Here is a 21,473-nt window from a genome sequence, read left to right on the forward strand (position 1 = left end):
AAAGCATAATATTCCGTTGACAGAAAATTAACCCAGCAGAAAAAACTATCCAACATATTAATGATAGATTGTGATTACATTCACAATTAATTTACGCCGCAATAACTTTTCAATTCAATAGCGGGAGGAAAATAGCGATAAGATGCTGCTTTTAGCGAGTTATACGAAAGAATGACTGAACAACGCCCTAATTATCCCTATTAACAGCATGAATAATCAGCATGTTGCGGAAGTCAATTTTATTAGTTTTATATTCTAGCCAGGCAGTGGTTGTTCAGAATAATAATCCAATAAAATCTTTTTTAAGATTGTTGATTCTGCCGGTAAAAAATAATCTAAATTAAAATAGATAAGAGTCGTCAAAATACCTGTCGTGTGAAAGATAACGGATATTCATTGACATAAGGTCAAGACAGGCCTCAATTTGTTCATATTGAGCTAGGATTATTGAAGTGACCAGTATTTTGCAGGGTTATAAACCGTGAGGATGCGCTAATGACAACTTCAACATCGAAAAACACCGCGCAGGATAAGCGCCTGACTGACGGCCCGGACTGGACATTTGAACTGTTGCAGGTCTATCTGGATCAAATCGACCGAGTGGCAAAACATTACCGGCTTGATACCTACCCCCATCAGATAGAGGTCATCACCTCAGAACAAATGATGGATGCCTATTCAAGTATTGGTATGCCGATTAACTATACCCATTGGTCTTTCGGTAAAAAGTTTATCGAAACCGAGCAAAAATATAAGCACGGCCAGCAAGGCTTAGCCTATGAGATTGTGATTAACTCCAATCCTTGTATTGCTTATTTAATGGAAGAAAACACCATTACCATGCAAGCCTTGGTGATGGCTCACGCCTGTTATGGTCATAATTCTTTCTTTAAGAATAACTATTTATTCCGCGCATGGACGGATGCCAGCTCCATTGTTGATTATTTGCTGTTTGCCCGCCATTACATCAGTGAATGCGAAGAACGCTATGGTGTAGAAGAAGTTGAGCGGCTGCTCGACTCTTGTCATGCACTAATGAATTATGGCGTTGACCGCTATAAACGCCCGCAAAAAATATCATTAGTTGAAGAAACTGCGCGCCAGAAAAGCCGGGAGGAATATCTGCAAAGCCAGGTCAATTCATTGTGGAAAACACTACCACGAAAAGATCGGGAAGAAGTGCAAGCCCAAGCCCAGCGCTACCCCAGTGAGCCGCAAGAGAACCTGCTTTACTTTATGGAGAAAAATGCCCCACTGCTCGAATCATGGCAGCGGGAAATACTGCGAATTGTGCGTAAAGTCAGCCAGTATTTTTATCCACAAAAACAGACCCAAGTAATGAATGAGGGCTGGGCGACTTTCTGGCATTACACCATTCTTAACCATTTATATGATGAAGGCCGGGTCAGTGATCGCTTTATGATGGAGTTCTTACACAGCCACACCAATGTTGTGTATCAACCACCGTATAACAGCCCTTATTACAGCGGTATTAACCCTTATGCCCTTGGGTTTGCCATGTTCCAGGATATTAAACGCATCTGCCAGTCTCCTACCGAGGAGGATTATTACTGGTTTCCGGATATTGCCGGTAAAGATTGGCTGGATACTCTGCATTTTGCTATGCGCGATTTTAAAGATGAAAGTTTCATTAGCCAGTTCTTATCACCGAAAGTGATGCGTGATTTCCGTCTCTTCACGGTGTTAGATGATGACAAGCATAACTATCTCGAAATTTCGGCGATTCATAATGAAGATGGCTATCGTGCTATCCGCAATGAATTGTCTGCTCAATATAATTTGAGTAATCATGAGCCTAATATTCAGGTATGGAATGTTGATTTGCGCGGGGATCGCTCTCTGACACTGCGCTATATCCCTCATGACCGCGCACCATTGGATAAAAGCCGCCAGCAAGTGATGAAACATATCCACCGCTTATGGGGATTTGATATCCATATGGAGCAACTCAATGATGATGGCAGTATTGAATTGCTCGACAGCGTCCCCCCCAGAGCCAATAAGCTCTAAGATTGGCCGTCTTATTGAATAAGAATTGTAAAAAAGGGGCTAATAGCCCCTTTTACTTTTCTGCTTCACCGCGTTTTCGTCTAGCGGCGGACTTCCGTCAAATCACTTGGCATGGTGCTTTGCATACTGTGCCAGATAGCTCCGCTCTCTTTACCGTAAGTTCGTAGGCAGTCCAACACTTGGTCGTAGGCTTTCTCATCACAAAGTGTCGATAACTTGCTATAAAATGTCAGTGCCAACTTACGCGCTTCTGGATTCGAGAAATAATAACGGCCAACACGGGTATAAAGCCCTTTCAAACCATTCAGGATTAAACCATAGATTGGGTTACCCGAAGCAAAAGCTAAACCACGGAAAATACCGTAATCCAGTGCGGTGAAAGACTCAGCGTTATCATCAACTGTTTGCGCTTGCGCCAGAATCTCCTGCGCCTTTTCCGGATGATTGCGAATAGCCGTCCGGACAAAGATGGTAGCGATATTAGTTCGAACAGCCAGTAAGTTGTCTATCAATTGTGGCACGCTGTCGTGGTCAAGCCGCGCCAGTGTCTCTAGAATATTAAGGCCGGATGTTTCCCAAAAGTTATTTACTTTCGTCGGTTTACCGTGCTGAATAGTAAGCCAGCCATCGCGGGCTAACCGTTGTAACACTTCGCGTAATGTTGTGCGAGTGACTCCAATCAGTTCTGAAAGTTCGCGTTCCGCGGGCAAAATAGTGCCTGGAGGGAAGCGATTATTCCAAATACTTTCAATAATATACTCTTCCGCGAAACTGGCAGGACTTTGCGCCTTTATAACCATATTTTTTGACGTTCCGTAGCGATACATATCAGCAATTTAGTGCGCTCATCATACCAGACGACTGTATTCCGATATAGCTCCAGAGCCGAACAAATGGTGAAAGCAGTCATAAAGTTGCAAAAATGGCGCAGATGTAATGATGAACAGATTATACCTATTGCTTTTAGGCAAATAACGTAAAGTAAAATGTAACATTGGGCAGTAATAACACCATAATAACTTATTAAGGAGACCGTGACTCACAATGGAAATGACCATTAGACAGGCCGTACTGAAAAATTTTCTGGGGAGTGCACCCGATTGGTACAAGCTGGCAATTATAGCGTTTCTCATTATTAATCCGCTGGTATTCTTCTTTGTCAGTCCTTTTGTTGCCGGTTGGATGCTGGTTATTGAGTTTATTTTTACACTGGCAATGGCCCTAAAATGTTATCCATTACAACCCGGAGGCTTATTAGCCATTCAAGCCGTCGCTATCGGGATGACCAGCCCGAATCAGGTAGCCGAAGAAATTGCCAATAACCTCGAAGTCCTGCTGTTACTGGTGTTTATGGTGGCGGGCATCTATTTTATGAAGCAGTTATTACTGTTTATCTTTACCAAACTGCTGCTGAATATCCGCTCAAAAATTGCTCTCTCATTAGCATTCTGTGTTGCGGCTGCTTTCCTTTCAGCATTCCTGGATGCGCTGACCGTTATCGCCGTCGTCATTAGTGTCTCTGTTGGCTTTTATACTATTTATCATCACGTTACATCAAATCATTCGGATAAAGACATCAATGATGATAGTTGGATAGACAGTCAGGAAAATCGCAAAACACTGGAACAATTCCGAGCATTCTTGCGCAGCCTCATGATGCATGCTGGCGTGGGGACGGCGCTGGGGGGCGTAATGACCATGGTGGGTGAGCCGCAAAACCTGATTATCGCCAAAAGTGCCGGTTGGAATTTTGGTGATTTCTTTATGCGGATGTTGCCGGTCACTCTGCCAGTGCTGTTTTGCGGACTGTTGGTCTGCGTGTTGGTCGAGCGTTTTAAGCTGTTTGGCTATGGTGCGGAGCTACCTGAGCGAGTACGCCATGTTCTGACGGATTATGACCAACAAGCTAGCGCCAAACGAAATCGGCAGGAAAAAGTGAAGCTGCTGGTACAAGCATTAATTGGCGTCTGGTTGGTGCTCGCGTTGGCATTACATTTAGCTGAAGTGGGCTTAGTGGGGCTGTCGGTGATTATTCTCGCCACCTCTTTCTGCGGCATCACCAGTGAACATGCGCTGGGTAAAGCATTTCAAGAAGCATTGCCTTTCACTGCGTTGCTGACGGTGTTTTTCGCCGTGGTCGCAGTAATTATTGAGCAAAATTTATTCACCCCAATTATTCAGTTTGTTTTACAATCCTCACCGTCAGCTCAATTATCCCTGTTTTATTTGTTTAACGGCTTACTGTCCTCGGTCTCTGACAATGTCTTTGTCGGCACGGTGTACATCAATGAAGCACGGAAGGCATTTGAATTGGGTATTATTTCACTCCAACAGTTTGAATTATTGGCCGTCGCTATCAATACCGGTACCAACCTCCCCTCTGTTGCCACACCTAATGGGCAGGCCGCGTTTTTGTTCCTGTTGACCTCAGCACTCGCCCCATTAATTCGCCTATCCTATGGTCGAATGGTGTATATGGCCCTGCCTTATACTATTGTGATGACAATTGTCGGCCTGCTCGGTGTTGAGTTCTTATTAGTGCCAGCAACAGAGTGGATGGTACAAAGTGGCTGGATAAGTTTGCCTCATCTCGTTGCGGGGGTTAGCATTACACACTGATGACTTAAATTATCGTCTGTACCCGCCCATTCCAATCCCGTATAAAGGGGCTAAAATGGGCGGGTAAAACAAACCAATATCTCACCCAAAGCAAAATTGATGATCGTGATGGCTGATATTCGCGAGAAATAGCTGATTTTTGTCTAATTTTACCTTTGGGTAGCTGGCAGCAAAGATGAATTGGTTTACACTGCCGGTACAATTGCTTACTGCATGGAAAATAAAGATATGTTGCAATTCCTTAACCGCTGCTCTAAAGGGCGCGGTGCTTGGCTGTTAATGGCCCTGACTGCACTTGTATTAGAATTAGTTGCGCTCTATTTTCAACACGTAATGCTGCTTCAGCCTTGCGTAATGTGTATTTATGAACGGGCCGCATTATTCGGTATTCTTGGTGCATCACTGCTAGGTGCTATCGCGCCTAAATCCCCTTTGCGCTATCTGGCTATTTTCATCTGGATTTACAGTGCATGGCGAGGCATTCAGTTAGCTTGGGTACATACGATGCTGCAGTTGCATCCATCACCTTTCACAACCTGTGATTTCTTTGTCAGCTTCCCGTCATGGTTACCGCTAGACAAATGGTTCCCTGCTATCTTTGTTGCCAGTGGCGATTGCGCAGTAAAACAATGGGAATTCCTGTCACTGGAAATGCCGCAGTGGTTAGTCGGCATTTTCGCCGCTTATCTGCTTATGGCGGTATTAGTGCTAATTAGTCAATTTGTTAAGCCGAAAAGACGCGATCTGTTTAGCCGCTAGCTTTTATTTTGACTGACAATTTTTACACATATCTTTATCTATTTAAGGCGCCCAAAATGGGGCGCCTTTTTATATTCTGACCGCCCCAAGCCATTGGGCTAACAGCTTTATTGATTAACGAATAATGCCGCGTGCAGAGCGACTGAAAAATGGCTGATAAGGCAGTAATATTTGCCACTCTCTCGCCAATATTTCAATTTCTTTATTTACCTCTGCCACCCGCTTTCCTCGATGATAAATAAGTTCGTAAGCACCTTTAACCGCCTGCTGATCATTGCTGTCTAGCCAATCATCGCGGACTCCTGTACCTCTTATTCCTACAGGCACTGCGCGATTCCCTTGTGCAATAACATAAGGCGGGACATCCTGCACCACACAAGCCCCCATATTCACTAAAGCATGAGTGCCAATAACACAAAACTGATGCACCGCACTGCCAGCACTAATAATGGCAAAGTCATCAACTTCGACATGCCCAGCCAATCCCACATTTGATGCCAAGAAACAATGGTCGCCCACAATGCAATCATGTCCAATATGAACATGGCTCATCAGATTATTATCATTACCAATATGTGTAACTCCACCGCCCTGTAAAGTACCGCGATGAATAGTGACATTTTGCTGAATCAAATTGCGACTACCAATGACAACTCGCGTGCTCTCGCCCTTGTATTTAAGATCCTGACTAACCTCTCCGATGGAGGAAAATTGTCCAACATAATTGTCACATCCAAGCTCGGTAATACCATTAATCACAATATGCGATTTAAGCACCGTGCCGGAACCAATAGTGACTTGAGAACCAATGTAACAAAAGTGACCAATATGTACATTCGCACCAATCACCGCCCCCTCCTCAATGATTGCAGAAGCAGAAATTATCGCGGTGTTATCAATCAAGCTATTTAATTCTCCTGGTGGAGGACTCACTTACTGCTTTGTGGGTAACTTCAAGGCTGCATAAGGACTAATCCATCCATTGGTTTAATCGGATTTACTGGCAAAAAATAGGTAGGAATAAGAGAGTGTGGCCGTCATGCTGACTCAATCGGCCATATAAAAACCCCGGTAATAACCAGGGTTTGAAAGGATGCCGGTACTTTCCCGGCTGTCATGTTATGGTGTAAGCGTCCGTCGTACACTCCAACATTACACAGCCTAAGCACGACCATTGCATAACAGAGAAACACACTGTAAATATCCTTAATGCGCTTTTCTGTTAAACATCTTATCCCGTAACCCACTAACTGTGATAGACAAAAATACTGTCATACTTTAACTTCATACGATTAATAATTATACAGTTTTTATAATATTTCATCAAGGGAAATTGAATATAATTTTCCATTTCAGATGAATCTGGATTCTTTATTTCTTGCCAATGAGGAGAAAATAATTAATCTACCCGTGACATAACTAAACAAGGCCGCCCTATGGCAGCCTTGTTTCAGATTATTATCCCAGTATTACGCTTTGCTATGAGTACAAATATATTGGCTCGCTTGCTCACCATCGACAATCGCCAAACGAATGGGCATGGTGGAGATGTTAAGAGCCGCAATAACATGTTCCTGGTTATTCGACTTCTGGAAGATCAGCGATTCACCCTGACCTTCCGGATTAACTTTAACAAACTGAAATACTGATTTATCGATGGTCAGCTGTTGATTCGGCCCATCCAATACGGCAGAAAGGCTGCTGCCCTCTTTCAATTCGCAGTCAAGATTAATTAATGAAGCCCCAGCGGCCTGAACCTGATGTGAAACACCACCTAATGTGGTGAATATACCGATGATAACAGCGGCTAAAGTAGAATATTTCATTTTTTTAAGTTTCTTGGTTAAATTTCGGCGCTAGTATGCCATATTTGGCTGCTTATCGTGACGAGTTATCTGGCCCACTGTGGTTTATTCAAAATGTGGTCTTGCCAGTCGATCACTTCACTCTCGCGCACCGCAATATGACGTACTGAAATTCGCTCACCGTGCATGGCGGATTTTGAACCCGATAATAATGGGTGCCAATGGGGTAAATCATGACCTTCGCCAATTAAGCGATATGCGCAGGTAGGCGGCAGCCATTCAAAAGTCACCAAGTTTTCGCGAGTTAACTTGATGCAATCCTCTTCTAATTCAAAGCGGCGCTCATAATTACGGCACTGACAGGTTTTGAGATTGAGCTGATCACAGGCCACATTGGTGAAATAGATTTCATCCGTGTCCTCATCAATCAGTTTATTCAAACAACATTGGCCGCATCCGTCGCACAGTGATTCCCATTCACTGTCTGACATCTCAGCAAGTGTTTTTTGTTGCCAAAAAGGAGGTTGTGACATAACGGTATCCGCTGTAATTGAAAAATATAGAGTTGAATGAGCGGGTGTTTATAGACGTTTTGGCTACCAGATGCAAGTTTTGCCGCCCGAGCAATGGCCCAAGCGGCAGACATTCACTTAGATTATGCGGGTGTTCAATGTTTTACCATTTAGCATAATTTTTAGCATATCACCCGACTTCATCGGGCCGACACCTTGTGGTGTCCCAGTCAACACGACATCACCGGGACGCAACGTAAAGAAACGACTGATATAGCTTATCAATGGAATGATAGGCGTTATCATATCGCGGGTATTGCCCTGTTGACGGATTTCATCATTGATGGTCAGGGATAAATCAACCTGTTGTGCATCGCCAAACTCGGCCACAGGGATAAAACCCGAAATCGGGCACGAACCATCAAAGGCTTTGGCTTTCTCCCAAGGCTGCCCCGCTTTCTTCAAACCGGCCTGCAATTCACGCAAGGTTAAATCCAATGCCACACCATAACCCGCAATAGCACGAGCCACTCTATCTTCAGTGGCTTGTTTTAACGGTGTCCCGATCAAAACAGCCAGTTCAACTTCATGGTGTACAGCACCTAAATCTTTCGGGATCGAGACCGGTTGGCGAATATCACACAGGGCTGTTTCCGGTTTCATAAATAGCACTGGCTCGGCTGAGGCTACACTTCCCATCTCTTTAATATGTTCGGCATAGTTACTGCCTACGCAAACCACTTTACTCACTGGGAAATCCAGCAAAGCCCCTTGCCAGTCTCTATGTTGATACATACTGCCTCTCTTGAATTTATATCCTGATAGACACTACACCGCAGGCATTATTGACTAATGCTATCCGCCATCATACCAATGCTGATAGCAAAATAGTAAGAACGGTTCCAGTGCATTATGGTTCGGAAATTATCATAAACCAGAAACGCTCGCCCTTGTACATCATCGGGCACAATCACCCAAGCACGCAAATCAGGGTTAGCCACACTGCCTTTTGGGATAACGCCAAGCTGCTGCCATTGTGCGACTGTCTTGGCTTGGCTATCTTTCAAACCGGCAAGTGCAACATTGAAGTCCTCAGGTAACTGAACTTCCTGACCCCACTCCATGCCCGGTTTCCATCCCTCAGTAGACAGATAGTTAGCGGTTGAAGCAAACACATCATCAATATTATTCCAAATATCGACTTTCCCGTCACCATCACCATCAGCCCCATAGGTCAGGAAAGAACTGGGCATAAACTGGCTTTGCCCCATGGCTCCGGCCCAAGACCCTTTCAATTGCGGATCTTCCACGCGACCTTGTTGAATTATTTCCAGTGCGGCCATCAGCTCTTTGGTGAAAAATGCCTCGCGCCGCCCTTCAAATGCCAATGTCGACAAAGCCGAAATCACATCTTCTTTACCTTGAATTTTACCAAAGCCACTTTCCATTCCCCACAGTGCCACAATGTAACGTTCCGGCACGCCATAGCGCGCAGCCACGGGCGATAACTGGGGCTGATAGCGCTGATAAATTTCTTTGCCCTGCGCTATTTTACTCGGAGTCAGAACTTTGGCGAGGTAGTCATCCAATGTGATCTTTTTTTCTAACTGGTTACGATCCGATTGAATAACCCTGTCAACAAAATGAATATTGGCGAAAGCGATATCCAACGTGGCGTCACTGATCCCCTTCGCGCGGGCCTGAGATTTTAATTTTTCAACATAAGCGGGAAATTGCGCCGGATCCCGCCCCTGTTCGGATAACATTTTTTTGCTGTTGGCGGCAGGGGCTGGACTCGGTGCAGATTGCAATGCAGCAGCTTGTGGTTGCATTGGAGCAGCTGTGTTCTTTTTGGCACACCCCATAGATATTACAGCCGCAATGGCGACTGTAATCATTGACAATTTCATCGACGCGTTCCTTTATAAAGCCATCGCCAGCGAGAAAACTAGGCTTTCGTTTCACCCAAATGCATTTTCAACAAACTTTCTGGTGGTGGCGGGACTTGCAGATAAAAGCCCTGATCAACGAGCGCGTTCTTCACTTTTTCGATATCCGCCGTTGCCAAGCTTTTTCGCTCATTGAGTGAAAGTAGCATCGCAAATTGCGGTTGACCAAAACTGGCGAGTAACTCAGCAGGCACTCTCGAAAAATCATCTTTCTTTTCAATATAAAGGTAAGTTTGATCCCGTTTAGGGCTTCTGTAGATAGCACAAAGCATGTTTTGGACTCTAGTCGATAAATTCAAGGGTAATATACCCTAAATAATTCGAGTTGCAGGAAGGCGGCCAACGCACATGCAGCTTGAAGTATGACGGGTATAGCTGATGATTATAACACGCCAGGCTATATCACATATCTGAGATATCAATAGACGGGGATCTTGACCTCTATCCTGGCAGCACAAGGATCGGGGGTTAAATAGGAATTTCTGGCATTATCCACTCGCGGGCGGGGTTGATGTTCTTGCCGTTGGCATTTCATCTGTTTTTCTTTTTCATCCCTGGCGACATCAGCATCTATTCGTGCTTTTTCCTCATCTAATTTCTGTTGCCATGATTCAGCATCATGAGCCGCCCCCCTCAGTGCTTTGCGTTTTTCCAAGTAATCGGTAGAAACCTGACTATCTTTTGGTAATTCAGCGTGATAGCTAAAATCAGCCCCAGCATGAAAAGGGGTTGATAGGGCAATAACACAGATAAATGATAGTGGGACGAAATTCCTTTTCATCATTGACTTCCTTTAGACTAGCTGATGCAGAAAGCACAAAATATCACAAAATAATTATCATTCTCAATAAACAATCATTAAATATAACATTGATTCATGTCGTTTATAGTAAAAGAAAAAACTCCTACGTTTTATGGCTCATCCATTTACTCGGCATAGTGCGCAGATTGACAAAGTATTGAGTGAGATTGCTCCGAAATAATATTGCGCGGTATTTCACTGAACCAATAATAGCCGCATTCCATTTCCCATTTTATCGCCATCTTAAAAGCCATAATAATGGTCTACCATTACCTCATTTTATAAAAAACAACTTCACTTGATAAAAAAATGACCATATTTGATAGAAATTAATGGTTTTTATGGGCGCAACCGTACTGACATAACGCCAACTTTATTGCTGAAAAAATACACAACTCAATCACCGCAGTGATATACACCAAATATAGGCTGGTCGGGGCTAGCGAATAAGCAGAAGTTATGCTGTAATTTCTGGCAAGTTCGGCGTCATTATGGCGTTATAGTTTCAATATATTGATACGGATAGATTTCTCTTTATATTACCTATAACATGCTTGGGAACATCAGAATATTGTACCCCGGATGATATTTCGGGGATTAACGCAGCTGAAACTGAGTCAGGATAGATGTCACAATCGCCAATTGAGTTAAAAGGCAGTAGTTTTACCCTATCGGTCATTCATTTACATGATTCACGACCGGAGGTAATCCGTCAGGCATTACAGGAAAAGGTAGATCAAGCGCCCGCTTTCCTGAAAAACGCCCCTGTTGTGATTAACGTTGCAACGTTACCTAACGGTGCTAACTGGAAAGATCTCCAACAGGCTGTCACTTCAGCGGGTCTGCGTATTGTTGGCATCAGTGGTTGTCAGGATGAACGTCAAAAACGTGCAATAGCACGGGCAGGTTTGCCGTTACTGAGCGAAGGTAAAGGCCAGAAAGTGGCACCAGAGCCAGTTATCAGCCCGCCGGAAAATGTTCCTACCAAGACACGAATTATCAACACGCCTGTCCGTTCCGGCCAACAGATTTATGCCCGTAATTGCGATTTGATTGTTATCAGCAGTGTCAGCGCCGGAGCTGAATTAATTGCCGACGGCAATATTCACATCTATGGAATGATGCGAGGTCGTGCGCTAGCAGGTGCATCCGGTGATGCGCAGTGCCAGATTTTTTGCACGCATCTGGGTGCTGAACTAGTCTCTATCGCAGGGCAGTACTGGTTGAGTGACCAGATCCCCAGTGGTTATTTTGGTCAAGCTGCGCGTTTGCATCTGCTGGATAACGCATTAACTATACAACCTTTAAATTAAGCCCTTTTGACAAGGAATCCATTTCATGGCACGCATTATTGTTGTTACATCGGGTAAAGGGGGCGTTGGCAAGACCACATCAAGCGCGGCTATCGCAACCGGCTTGGCCCAAAAAGGTAAAAAAACCGTGGTTATCGATTTCGATATCGGTCTACGGAACCTGGATTTGATTATGGGCTGTGAACGCCGGGTAGTTTACGATTTTGTTAATGTGATTCAAGGTGACGCCACTTTGAACCAAGCATTAATAAAAGATAAGCGTACAGATAATTTGTATATTCTGCCCGCCTCTCAGACCCGAGACAAAGACGCTCTGACCAAAGAGGGTGTTGAAAAGATTTTAAACGATCTTGGCGAAATGAATTTCGAGTTCGTAGTGTGTGACTCGCCAGCGGGTATTGAAAGCGGCGCGTTGATGGCGCTGTACTTTGCTGACGAAGCCGTCATCACTACTAACCCTGAAGTTTCCTCAGTTCGTGACTCAGACCGTATCCTTGGGATATTGTCATCCAAGTCACGCCGGGCTGAAAGAGGCCAGGAGCCAATTAAAGAACATCTGCTGTTGACCCGCTACAATCCAGGGCGTGTTAATCGCGGCGATATGCTTAGCATGGAAGATGTCCTCGATATTCTGAGGATCCCACTGGTTGGCGTTATTCCAGAAGATCAGTCAGTACTGCGCGCCTCGAACCAAGGTGAGCCAGTGATTCTGGACAAAGAGTCAGATGCCGGTAAAGCTTATGACGATACCGTTGACCGTTTGCTAGGAGAAGAACGCCCCTTCCGCTTCATTGAAGAAGAGAAGAAGGGCTTCCTGAAACGCCTTTTTGGGGGATAAACCATGGCTTTGTTAGACTTTTTTCTGTCCCGCAAAAAACCGACAGCCAATATAGCCAAGGAACGGCTGCAAATTATCGTCGCTGAGCGTCGTCGTGGGGACAGTGAGCCCCATTATTTGCCTGACTTGAAACGCGATATTTTGGCGGTTATTTGTAAATATATTCAGATCGATCCTGAAATGCTGCATGTGCAATTTGAGCAGAAAGGAGATGATATTTCGGTGCTTGAACTTAACGTGACATTGCCGGAAACGGAAGAAACACCTAAATGATGTCTTCGCAATAACTATCCCCTGTATTTATTTACAGGGGTAGTTTCTTTTATTTGACTGTATATATATCCAGTCACACTCTCGTTATATTCATCCACTATAAATATACCCACCAAGACAAGATCATTCTTCTTCTCTATTTGGGCTATTTATAAACGAGTGATAAATTAAAACTCAAACACCCAGAGTGAAGTCTCCCCCACCCTGAATATCCATTAATATTGCTGTAAAATCTCAGTCAATTCCGGCGACAATAATTCACCGCGCCAACCACTTAATAATTCAGGCTGAGTCTCTGTTAATTTCAATTTCCAATGCCAACTGAGTAATTGGTTTATTTGGCGGCGTGATGCCAGTAACTCACTACTTAGCCCACTGCGCTCACTAACAGATGCAATAAGTGCTTTAATATCTTTAAATACTTTCTTGTAACCCGGCTGGTCAATCAGATTAATAACCGGTGGCGGCAGTTGATCCTCAGGGACTGCATTACCTTCAGCCACCAGCGCCAGTAAGGTGCGGCCATGATAGCGAATCTCCTGCCCACTTAAGCCTAGTGAGTCCAGCTCACCCAGCGAGGTTGGCTGATAACGGGCGACTTGCCATAGGTTTTCTTCGCGAACGACAAAGTTCACCGCCAGATCGCGCTCACGAGCTTGACGTAAGCGCCATGACGCCAGCTTTTGCAGACAAGCCAACTGACTGCCACGCAACTGCCAGGCATTGGTGATTTCGCGATAAGCTAATTCGGGGTCAAGTGTTTCACTGCGACGGCGGCACAGCAGCTCACATTCGTCGATAGCTGCGTCCATACGCCCGGCAGCTTCAGTCGCCTCAACCAATTTAGCGGCCAACGGCAACAAATAAAATACGTCCGCAGCGGCATAGTCACACTGTTTTTCACTTAACGGCCGAGCAATCCAATCTGTCCGAGATTCACTTTTATCTAATTCGACACCTTCAAACTCATTCACCAGCATGGCAAAACCGCAAGATAACGTGCGGCCAGAAAATGCAGCCAATATCTGAGTATCAATCATCGGCGTGGGCATTATTTCAAAGGCATTTAAGAATACTTCGAGATCTTCACTACCCGCATGCAGATATTTCACCACATTCAAATCTTGGAGCAACTCACGGAAAGGTTGCCACTGCGTAATGGGCAAAGGATCAATAAGTGAAAGTTGTTCACCGTCATACAGTTGAATCAGGCCCAACTGAGGGTAGTAGGTGCGGGTTCTGACAAACTCTGTATCCAGCGCAACATGGGCATGTGTTCGGGCTTGTTCGCAGACCTGCTGCAAGGCACTGTCGGTCGTGATCAACTGATAATTCAAAACATGATTCTCTATAAGTCGTTAGTGCTACGGCAAACACAACAACGCCGGTGATAACCGGCGTTGTTGATGATGATTGAGTAACTCCCACATTAAGTTAAGCCGCGTTTTGTTCGCTGACTTTGGCCTTAATCTGTTCGTCACGCAGTTCTCGACGCAAAATTTTACCGACATTCGATTTCGGCAACTCGTCGCGGAACTCTACTATTTTCGGTACTTTATACCCTGTTAGGTAGCGGCGGCAATGGGTTAACAACTCTTCCTGCGTCAATGAGACATCTTTTTTCACGACAAACAATTTTACTGTCTCACCGGAGACCTCATTAGGCACCCCTACAACCGCAGACTCCAACACTTTCGCATGTAACGCCACCACATCTTCAATCTCGTTGGGGTAGACGTTAAAACCGGAAACCAGAATCATATCCTTTTTGCGGTCAACAATTCGCAAGAAACCTTGTTCATCTATCGTCGCGATATCACCTGTTGCCAGCCATCCCTGTTTTAGGACTTCATCGGTCGCTTCGGGCCGCTGCCAATAGCCTAACATAACTTGAGGCCCACGCACCCACAGTTCGCCCGGTTCCCCCAAAGCAACATCGTTACCCTCATCATCAACCAGCCGAACATCGGTAGAGGGCACAGGCAGGCCGATACTGCCGCTGTAATGCTTCAAATCATAAGGGTTGCCAGTGACTAACGGCGAACACTCGGTTAAACCATAGCCTTCCAGTAAATGTTTCCCGGTTAGATTTTCCCACTTTTCAGCCACGGCTTTCTGTACTGGCATCCCGCCGCCGACAGAAAGGCGCAAAGTGGAGAAGTCTAATTGGGTGAATTCCTCATTATTTAACAGCGCATTAAATAATGTGTTCACCCCGGTCATCGCCGTGAATGGGTAGCGACTAAGCTCTTTCACCATGCCCGGTATATCACGCGGGTTAGTTATCAATAAACTGCGGCCGCCCAGTTCTATGAATAGTAGGCAATTCATGGTCAACGCAAAAATGTGATAGAGCGGTAGCGCCGTCACCACCAGCTCATGGCCCGGTTGTAACAATGGGGCATAGGCCGCTTTGGCCTGTTCCAGGTTCGATTGCATGTTACGGTGGGTCAACATCGCCCCTTTCGCCACGCCAGTTGTACCGCCGGTATATTGCAAGAATGCCATATCTGTATTGATGACATCCGGCTTCACATATTGCATCCGGCGGCCTTTCTGTAATGCCGTGCGGAATGAAATGGCATCAGGCAAATAGTATTTCGGCACCAGCCGCTTGATATATTTCACCACGAAATTGACCAGTGTCCCTTTTGCCGTCGACAGCTGATCGCCCATACGCGTTAAAATAACGTGCTTAACTTGGGTCTTAAACACGATTTTTTCCAGTGTATGGGCAAAATTGGAAACAATAACAATAGCCACAGCGCCACTATCATTGAGCTGATGCTCTAGCTCTCGTGGGGTATACAGTGGATTAACATTCACCACAACCATGCCAGCACGCAGAATACCAAACAAAGCAATAGGATATTGCAGCAGGTTAGGCATCATCAATGCAACGCGATCGCCTTTTTGCAATCCCAGACCTTGCTGTAGATAGGCGGCGAAAGCACGGCTACGCTCTTCCAGCTTACGGAAGGTCATCACCTCCCCCATATTGATGAACGCAGGTTGGTCCGCATAACGCAACGCGGCATTCTCAAACATTTCCACCAAAGAAGAATAGCGATCCGGGTCAATTTCTGCGGGGACATCTGCCGGGTATCGCTTTAGCCATACTTTTTCCAAGGTAGCGCTCCTGAAATTATTATTAGTCACCAGATAGGCTGGCAAACTTATTTACACCAGAACTTTAACAATATTTTAACTCAGCTTACCAGTTTGCTTTTAAACAATTTTGAGGTTGGGATATACATCACTATTTTCTGGCGTTGAGATCATAAAAATAATCAAGTCAGTTAATGACTGACAAAAAATAACATTAAAATCAATTAGTTAAACTAATTTAATGACATTCTCCAATCTAACTAATTGATCATAAATAACTTTTACATACCCGCAGCTTAGCGCAAATGTAAAAGGGCGCTGAATTCAGCGCCCTTCTTGATTAACCCTATGGTCTATATATCGCCCAACAGTGATGGAGAATTCTCCCTACTCCGTCACAATGGTTTGTATCGGTGCTGGCCCCGGATTGTACCACCCCCCCCATCCTGGCCCCCACATTCCAGGGTAACGATAACCCCAAGGGTCCATCATAGGTGGCATTAACACTTGCTGTTCAATATGCCAACGCTTATAACCCGTGGCATTCATTACCACGAAATTATAAGGTGTCTGGCCAATTTTACCCGCTTCAACACCGGTAATCGGCCCAACAACAGTGACAAGATGCCCACGGAAATCGGCGGGCTCAAGGAAACCATTCACATAAGCAATGACTCGGCCCTGTGAAGGGTCGTCCAAAATAGGTCTGGCTCCCGAATCTAGTGGTACACTGACAATCTCAAGCCGGGTGCGATGCGCTTCGTTGGTCACATTGATCACTGTTCCGCCAAAACGTGCTTCCTGACCAATAAAGGCCTTGGGATCCGTCCGAACCAAGTTAAGATTTTGCTGCGGTGTCGCGGTGGTGCCCTGAATCGCCGGTGGGATCGTGACACAGCCGGAAAGTAGCAAAGCGCCCAATCCTAGCCAACCACAGCTCCATTTACGACTTCTGTTCTGGGTAGATTGAGTCATTGATGTGTTTATCACCATAGCATGCCACTCCTTATCCTATCGCTATCTTAATATTTTAGACTCTAATCAGGATAATAAGTTATTAAATATTTCAAGCTATCGCGATGTTGGCTAGTTCTAGCGGCCCGGTAGTTTTTTCCAGGTCACTTCATTGCGCAAGTAGACTGGCTCAGCATTTTCTACACGAACAACCTGCCCATTCGCCCATGATGATAACGCCAGCGGCAACATATCTTCAGCATGCGGCAAGGTTATTTCGCCGTCAGTCAGCACCACACCGCTGCCGCTAATCAGGTCAGGATACGTCTGCCAGCCAGTGCCCACAGTGGCCCAAGTGCCACTCAAGGCTTGAGCATGCTCCAGCGCTTGTGGCGGTGTCATCACCGCTTCACTCGCGTCACCGAGCCACTGCCCTTGGTCATTGCGCTCAAACTCGCCCCAATAAACCTCGCCCATGCGCGCATCTATCGCCGCTAAGACGCGGGTGCTACCCGTCAAGCGAAACGCCCCTTGAGCCATGGTTTGCAAGGTGGAAACGCCAATCATCGGTAAGTCAGCGCCCAATGCCAGCCCCTGACCAATCCCAATACCAATTCTTACACCGGTAAAACTGCCAGGACCGCGGCCAAAAGCCAGTGCATCGAGTTGTTGCAGTGATAAACCCGACTCCGCCAGCACCTGCTGCACCATCGGTAAAATTCGTTGGGTATGTTCTCGTGGACAAAGCTCAAATATGGCCTGAACTTCGCCGTTGTTCCAGAGTGCGACAGAACAAGCTTCTGTTGCGGTATCGATCGCTAAAATTCGCGTGGACATGCCAACCTCGGCAGGAAAAGAAGATGAATTCAACACAGGGCGCGCATGATAGCACACCCCTCCTCGCTTTTCCCTCAATCGCGCTGCTTGAGAAAAGCGATAGCTTTCGCCAAATCACGGGTTCGGGGTGCCGGTGGTAAACTATTGAGGAACATCGCGCCATAAGGGCGCATTACCAGCCGGTTATCGCAGATAACCAGCACACCGCGATCATCAATATCACGAATCAAACGCCCGACACCTTGCTTCAGAGTTATCACTGCATCGGGTAATTGCACGTCATTGAACGGATCGCCGCCGCGCAGACGGCAATCTTCAATGCGCGCTTTCAATAAGGGGTCATCCGGCGAGGTAAATGGCAGTTTGTCGATAATAACGCAAGACAGGGCATCACCGCGCACATCGACCCCTTCCCAAAAGCTGCTAGTCGCCACCAATAGCGCATTACCTGCCGCCACAAACTGCGCCAGCAGTTGCCCTTTGCTGGTTTCCCCTTGCACCAATACCGGCAATGTCATGCTGGCACGGAACTCTTCGGCCAACCCACGCATCATCTGGTGCGAGGTACACAGGAAGAAACATCGCCCTTTGTTAGCATCAATCAAGGGCTTTAGCATCACAGCCAGTTTGCGTGCTGCCCCCGGCTCATTGGCGGAGGGCAAATTCCGCGGCACACACAATAATGCTTGATTGGCGTAGTCAAATGGGCTGGGCAGCAACAGCGTCTTGGCGTTGGTCAGCCCCAGCCGTGAAGTGAAATGTGATAATTGGTCATTCACCGACAGAGTGGCCGAGGTGAAAATCCAGGTTCCAGGTTTTTCTTCGATTAACTCGCGAAAGCGGTCAGAAACGGACAGTGGCGTGAGTGCCAGCACAAAATGCCGTGAATTACATTCATACCAATAACTGTAACCGGGGGTGGTGACATCTTTTAATCGTTTCAGACGGTTGCGATACACCGTCGCCCGCTCAAAGGCCGCATCCAACATGGCGCTGCGCCCCAGTGAAAGCTTCATCACGTCGTAGCACAGTTCCAGCGCATCATCGAGCAACAACAGCGCCCGTTGAATAGCGGGTTGCTCCATCACATCGCGCAGATTGCCGCGATAGCCGGGATCCCCCAGCACCAAACGAAAATCTTGGGTACTTTGTGTCAACCGGTCAGCACTTTTTTGCAATTGCGCCGAGTCACGCACTTCTGTGCGATAAGCAATAATGATGTCTTTCGCCAGATCCATCAGTTGCCTGCTGGTCAATTGCTGGCCGAAATATTGGCTGGCAATATCAGGTATTTGATGGGCCTCATCGAAAATCATCACATCGGCGGTGGGGATTAGCTCGGCAAAGCCGCTCTCTTTCACCACCATATCCGCCAGGAATAAATGGTGGTTAACTACCACCACATCGGCATCCATCGCCCGGCGGCGAGCTTTCACCACAAAGCACTCTTTATACAGCGGGCAATCACTCCCCAGACAGTTATCATTGGTGCTAGTCACTAACGGCCAGACAAAACTGTCTTCTGCAACTTCACCACAAGTGCTGATATCCCCGTCAACGGTTTCTGCCGACCAGCCGCGTAAGCGCACTAAATCCACTAATGTTTCACTGGCCAACTCGCCGCCCGCCAGTGATTGCTGCTCAAGCCGCTCCAGACACAGGTAGTTTGATCGGCCTTTGAGTAACGCCAACTTTCCTTTATATTTTAAGGCGGTAGCGACAGTAGGCAAATCGCGGGAATACAGTTGATCCTGCAATGCTTTGGAGCCAGTGGAGATAATGACTTTGCAATCAGCCCGTAATGCGGGTGCCAAATAAGCAAATGTTTTACCGGTACCAGTACCTGCCTCAACCACAAGTTGTTGTTTGGCATCAATAGATTCACTGATGGCCGCAGCCATTTGGCGCTGAGACTCTCGGGGATTAAAACCTGTAATGGCCTGCGCTAATGCGCCGTCTGTTGCAAAATCGTCTGTCACACTTTCTCTTCCGGGCGAAATCAGCGGTGATTATGCCAAGCCTAAGAGCCCGCGACCACACATTCTCGCGACAAGCTATGCTACCCTGATAGTCATTGACATTTACACAAAGGGGCGAAAATGAGTATTGAGCGTATTAATCCAGAAAAACGGTGGTCAGACGCAGTTGTATTCAACAATACAATCTATTACACCAGCGTTCCGGAAAATCTGGATGCAGACGCCACTGCGCAGACAGCAAACACACTGGCAGCCATTGATATGATGCTGAATCAACTTGGCTCAGATAAAGGCCGTATTTTGGATGCGACTATCTTTTTGGCCGACAAAGCAGATTTCGCGGCAATGAATGCAGCGTGGGATGCTTGGGTGGTGGATGGCAATGCACCGGTACGCTGCACGGTCGAAGCTAAGTTAATGAATCCGAAGTATAAAGTTGAAATCAAAATCATTGCGGCTATTTGATTTTGCGATCTGCTTCAACTAAAAAATGTCACTCGATATACCCAAAGTAATTGGAGTTGCAGGTAGGCGGCCAGCAAACAAATCCCGATGAGCTTACACTGGTAAGTGATTCGGGTTTGCGCGCGCAGCCAACACCCCTGCAACTTCAAGTACAAAGGGGATATCAGGATAGCTTAATCATTACCATGCCGGCCAAGAGCAAGATCAGACCAATCCAACCTTTATAGTTCAGCCGCTGATTGAACAGAATCCAACCCGCGGCCACAGTGGCGGCGATACCGAAACCGCCCCACAAGGCATAAGCCACTGATAATTCAATGCCTTTTACCGCTTGCGCCAAAGCACTGAATGCCCCTAGCACTGACAACAGTGATAAAATCCCCAACCATACCCGGCGAAAACCATCTGACATTTTCAGCAAAATATTGGCGATTATCTCCAGAATCACCGCCAATATCAGAAAGGCAATATGATAAAACTCAAGCTGTTGCATGATGCTCACCCGAATTTCGGCTCGGACTGTTTGGTTTCTTTGGCTTACGAGTCCCTGATTTCACTAACATTATGCCGCCGATCAAAGTCACTAAACCGGCAATTTTCAGTGGCGATAAGCTTTCATCAAACCACAACACACTGAAAACAGTAATAATCAGGATACCAATCCCTTCCCACAGAGCATAAGCCACCCCTAACGCGACTTTCTTTACCGCCAGTGCCAGCAAGATATATGAGCCGGTTATCATAAAATACATCACGATATGCCCGGTCATCTCACCACTGACACTGGCGTATTTCATTGATAATGTGCCGATAATCTCAGCAACAATCGCTAGACCTAAAAATATCCAATAAATCATCATTCTTCTCCTAACACGCATAAACGCACGCTAAGGTCTATTTGTTACGGTTATCCTCACTCGGCACCCCATTCACAGGGAATAGACGTGCGCAGGCCGTAAGAAATAGAAACTCACTTGGCGTATAAACTTTTTGTTAAATTTATTAACTACGGAAGAAGAAAGGCGCTACAGCTCGCTGCACCAGTGATGCTCACTGGCCAGAATGGCTGACAGGAAGAGTTGGGATGTAGAAGGCTTGAAAGTAATTCCATTAGTTTTCATCATAATATATCTCTTTTTTTTAGCTACACACGTTTTGGTTACATTCTTGTATGCCAAATCCAGTGCGATACGCCTAAAACCCTCATCAAATTGGAATAATTAACTGCT

22 protein-coding genes are annotated in these 21,473 nt (G+C 46.0%); 7 read left to right on the top strand and 15 right to left on the bottom strand.

Features of this window, described 5'->3' with window-relative positions; translation table 11 throughout:
• The first annotated feature begins 495 nt into the window (after positions 1-495).
• Positions 496-2,031, top strand: a complete 1,536-nt coding sequence (locus tag OVO64_RS04450) for a SpoVR family protein (RefSeq protein WP_038633292.1) — start codon at positions 496-498, stop codon at positions 2,029-2,031.
• A gap of 80 nt (positions 2,032-2,111) precedes the next feature.
• Here the strand turns inward: OVO64_RS04450 and fadR are convergent, their stop codons facing one another.
• Entirely contained in the window at positions 2,112-2,831 is a 720-nt protein-coding gene (gene fadR, locus OVO64_RS04455) for a fatty acid metabolism transcriptional regulator FadR (RefSeq protein ID WP_038633293.1), read from the bottom strand.
• A 244-nt stretch (positions 2,832-3,075) separates the two neighbouring features.
• Here fadR and nhaB point away from each other — a divergent pair, with 244 nt between their 5' ends.
• A complete protein-coding gene (gene nhaB, locus OVO64_RS04460; protein ID WP_038633295.1) occupies positions 3,076-4,650 on the top strand; it encodes a sodium/proton antiporter NhaB in 1,575 nt (524 codons plus the stop codon).
• A 228-nt stretch (positions 4,651-4,878) separates the two neighbouring features.
• On the top strand, positions 4,879-5,409 hold the full coding sequence (gene dsbB, locus OVO64_RS04465) for a disulfide bond formation protein DsbB (protein ID WP_038633298.1): 531 nt from the start codon (positions 4,879-4,881) through the stop codon (positions 5,407-5,409).
• A gap of 114 nt (positions 5,410-5,523) precedes the next feature.
• On the opposite strand, the gene lpxA is transcribed toward dsbB, so the two are convergent.
• The 7 genes from lpxA to OVO64_RS04500 form a co-directional block, all read right to left on the bottom strand.
• On the bottom strand, positions 5,524-6,312 hold the full coding sequence (gene lpxA, locus OVO64_RS04470; protein WP_038633300.1) for an acyl-ACP--UDP-N-acetylglucosamine O-acyltransferase: 789 nt from the start codon (positions 6,310-6,312) through the stop codon (positions 5,524-5,526).
• A gap of 566 nt (positions 6,313-6,878) precedes the next feature.
• Complete coding sequence (locus tag OVO64_RS04475) at positions 6,879-7,235, bottom strand: hypothetical protein (RefSeq protein WP_038633303.1); 357 nt, start codon at positions 7,233-7,235, stop codon at positions 6,879-6,881.
• A 65-nt stretch (positions 7,236-7,300) separates the two neighbouring features.
• Entirely contained in the window at positions 7,301-7,747 is a 447-nt protein-coding gene (locus tag OVO64_RS04480; protein ID WP_038633306.1) for a YcgN family cysteine cluster protein, read from the bottom strand.
• Positions 7,748-7,864: 117 nt separating this feature from the next.
• Positions 7,865-8,521 (bottom strand): fumarylacetoacetate hydrolase family protein, encoded by a 657-nt coding sequence (locus tag OVO64_RS04485; protein ID WP_038633311.1) that lies wholly within the window; start codon positions 8,519-8,521, stop codon positions 7,865-7,867.
• Positions 8,522-8,568: 47 nt separating this feature from the next.
• The gene (locus tag OVO64_RS04490; protein ID WP_038633314.1) at positions 8,569-9,636 is read right to left on the bottom strand and encodes a lytic murein transglycosylase; all 1,068 of its coding nucleotides are present in this window, start codon (positions 9,634-9,636) and stop codon (positions 8,569-8,571) included.
• 38 nt (positions 9,637-9,674) lie between these two features.
• Entirely contained in the window at positions 9,675-9,947 is a 273-nt protein-coding gene (locus tag OVO64_RS04495) for a YcgL domain-containing protein (protein ID WP_004393529.1), read from the bottom strand.
• 146 nt (positions 9,948-10,093) lie between these two features.
• Positions 10,094-10,456, bottom strand: coding sequence for a hypothetical protein (locus tag OVO64_RS04500; protein ID WP_038633320.1), 363 nt, complete (start codon positions 10,454-10,456; stop codon positions 10,094-10,096).
• A gap of 647 nt (positions 10,457-11,103) precedes the next feature.
• On the opposite strand from OVO64_RS04500, the gene minC reads away from it, so the two are divergent.
• The 3 genes from minC to minE are packed head-to-tail and all read left to right on the top strand — an operon-like array spanning position 11,104 to position 12,901.
• Positions 11,104-11,790 (top strand): septum site-determining protein MinC, encoded by a 687-nt coding sequence (minC, locus tag OVO64_RS04505; RefSeq protein WP_038633324.1) that lies wholly within the window; start codon positions 11,104-11,106, stop codon positions 11,788-11,790.
• A gap of 25 nt (positions 11,791-11,815) precedes the next feature.
• Positions 11,816-12,628 carry a septum site-determining protein MinD gene (minD, locus tag OVO64_RS04510; RefSeq protein ID WP_004390679.1) on the top strand — a complete coding sequence of 271 codons (813 nt, stop codon included), beginning with the start codon at positions 11,816-11,818 and terminating at the stop codon, positions 12,626-12,628.
• 3 nt (positions 12,629-12,631) lie between these two features.
• Positions 12,632-12,901, top strand: coding sequence for a cell division topological specificity factor MinE (gene minE / locus OVO64_RS04515; protein ID WP_002211180.1), 270 nt, complete (start codon positions 12,632-12,634; stop codon positions 12,899-12,901).
• A 215-nt stretch (positions 12,902-13,116) separates the two neighbouring features.
• Here the strand turns inward: minE and rnd are convergent, their stop codons facing one another.
• The 5 genes from rnd to OVO64_RS04540 all read right to left on the bottom strand — a co-directional run bounded on the left by rnd (position 13,117) and on the right by OVO64_RS04540 (position 19,779).
• On the bottom strand, positions 13,117-14,238 hold the full coding sequence (gene rnd / locus OVO64_RS04520; protein WP_038633326.1) for a ribonuclease D: 1,122 nt from the start codon (positions 14,236-14,238) through the stop codon (positions 13,117-13,119).
• 97 nt (positions 14,239-14,335) lie between these two features.
• A complete protein-coding gene (fadD, locus tag OVO64_RS04525) occupies positions 14,336-16,030 on the bottom strand; it encodes a long-chain-fatty-acid--CoA ligase FadD (protein ID WP_038633328.1) in 1,695 nt (564 codons plus the stop codon).
• Between the two features lie 366 nt (positions 16,031-16,396).
• Positions 16,397-17,002, bottom strand: a complete 606-nt coding sequence (locus tag OVO64_RS04530; RefSeq protein WP_267248640.1) for a Slp family lipoprotein — start codon at positions 17,000-17,002, stop codon at positions 16,397-16,399.
• Positions 17,003-17,101: 99 nt separating this feature from the next.
• Positions 17,102-17,800: a tRNA (adenosine(37)-N6)-threonylcarbamoyltransferase complex dimerization subunit type 1 TsaB gene (gene tsaB / locus OVO64_RS04535; protein ID WP_038639548.1), complete on the bottom strand. Its 699-nt coding sequence runs from the start codon at positions 17,798-17,800 to the stop codon at positions 17,102-17,104.
• 74 nt (positions 17,801-17,874) lie between these two features.
• Positions 17,875-19,779 (bottom strand): ATP-dependent DNA helicase, encoded by a 1,905-nt coding sequence (locus tag OVO64_RS04540; RefSeq protein WP_038633334.1) that lies wholly within the window; start codon positions 19,777-19,779, stop codon positions 17,875-17,877.
• Between the two features lie 120 nt (positions 19,780-19,899).
• On the opposite strand from OVO64_RS04540, the gene OVO64_RS04545 reads away from it, so the two are divergent.
• Entirely contained in the window at positions 19,900-20,244 is a 345-nt protein-coding gene (locus OVO64_RS04545; protein ID WP_038633337.1) for a RidA family protein, read from the top strand.
• Between the two features lie 163 nt (positions 20,245-20,407).
• Here OVO64_RS04545 and mdtI read toward each other — a convergent pair whose 3' ends face one another.
• A complete protein-coding gene (gene mdtI / locus OVO64_RS04550; RefSeq protein ID WP_005163022.1) occupies positions 20,408-20,737 on the bottom strand; it encodes a multidrug/spermidine efflux SMR transporter subunit MdtI in 330 nt (109 codons plus the stop codon).
• Positions 20,724-21,101, bottom strand: coding sequence for a multidrug/spermidine efflux SMR transporter subunit MdtJ (mdtJ, locus tag OVO64_RS04555; RefSeq protein ID WP_050113509.1), 378 nt, complete (start codon positions 21,099-21,101; stop codon positions 20,724-20,726). Before mdtJ ends, mdtI begins: the two co-directional genes overlap by 14 nt.
• Positions 21,102-21,473 lie beyond the last annotated feature (372 nt).

Origin of the sequence: Yersinia sp. Marseille-Q5920 (genome assembly GCF_946902935.1) — a bacterium.
Lineage (GTDB): Bacteria > Pseudomonadota > Gammaproteobacteria > Enterobacterales > Enterobacteriaceae > Yersinia > Yersinia rochesterensis.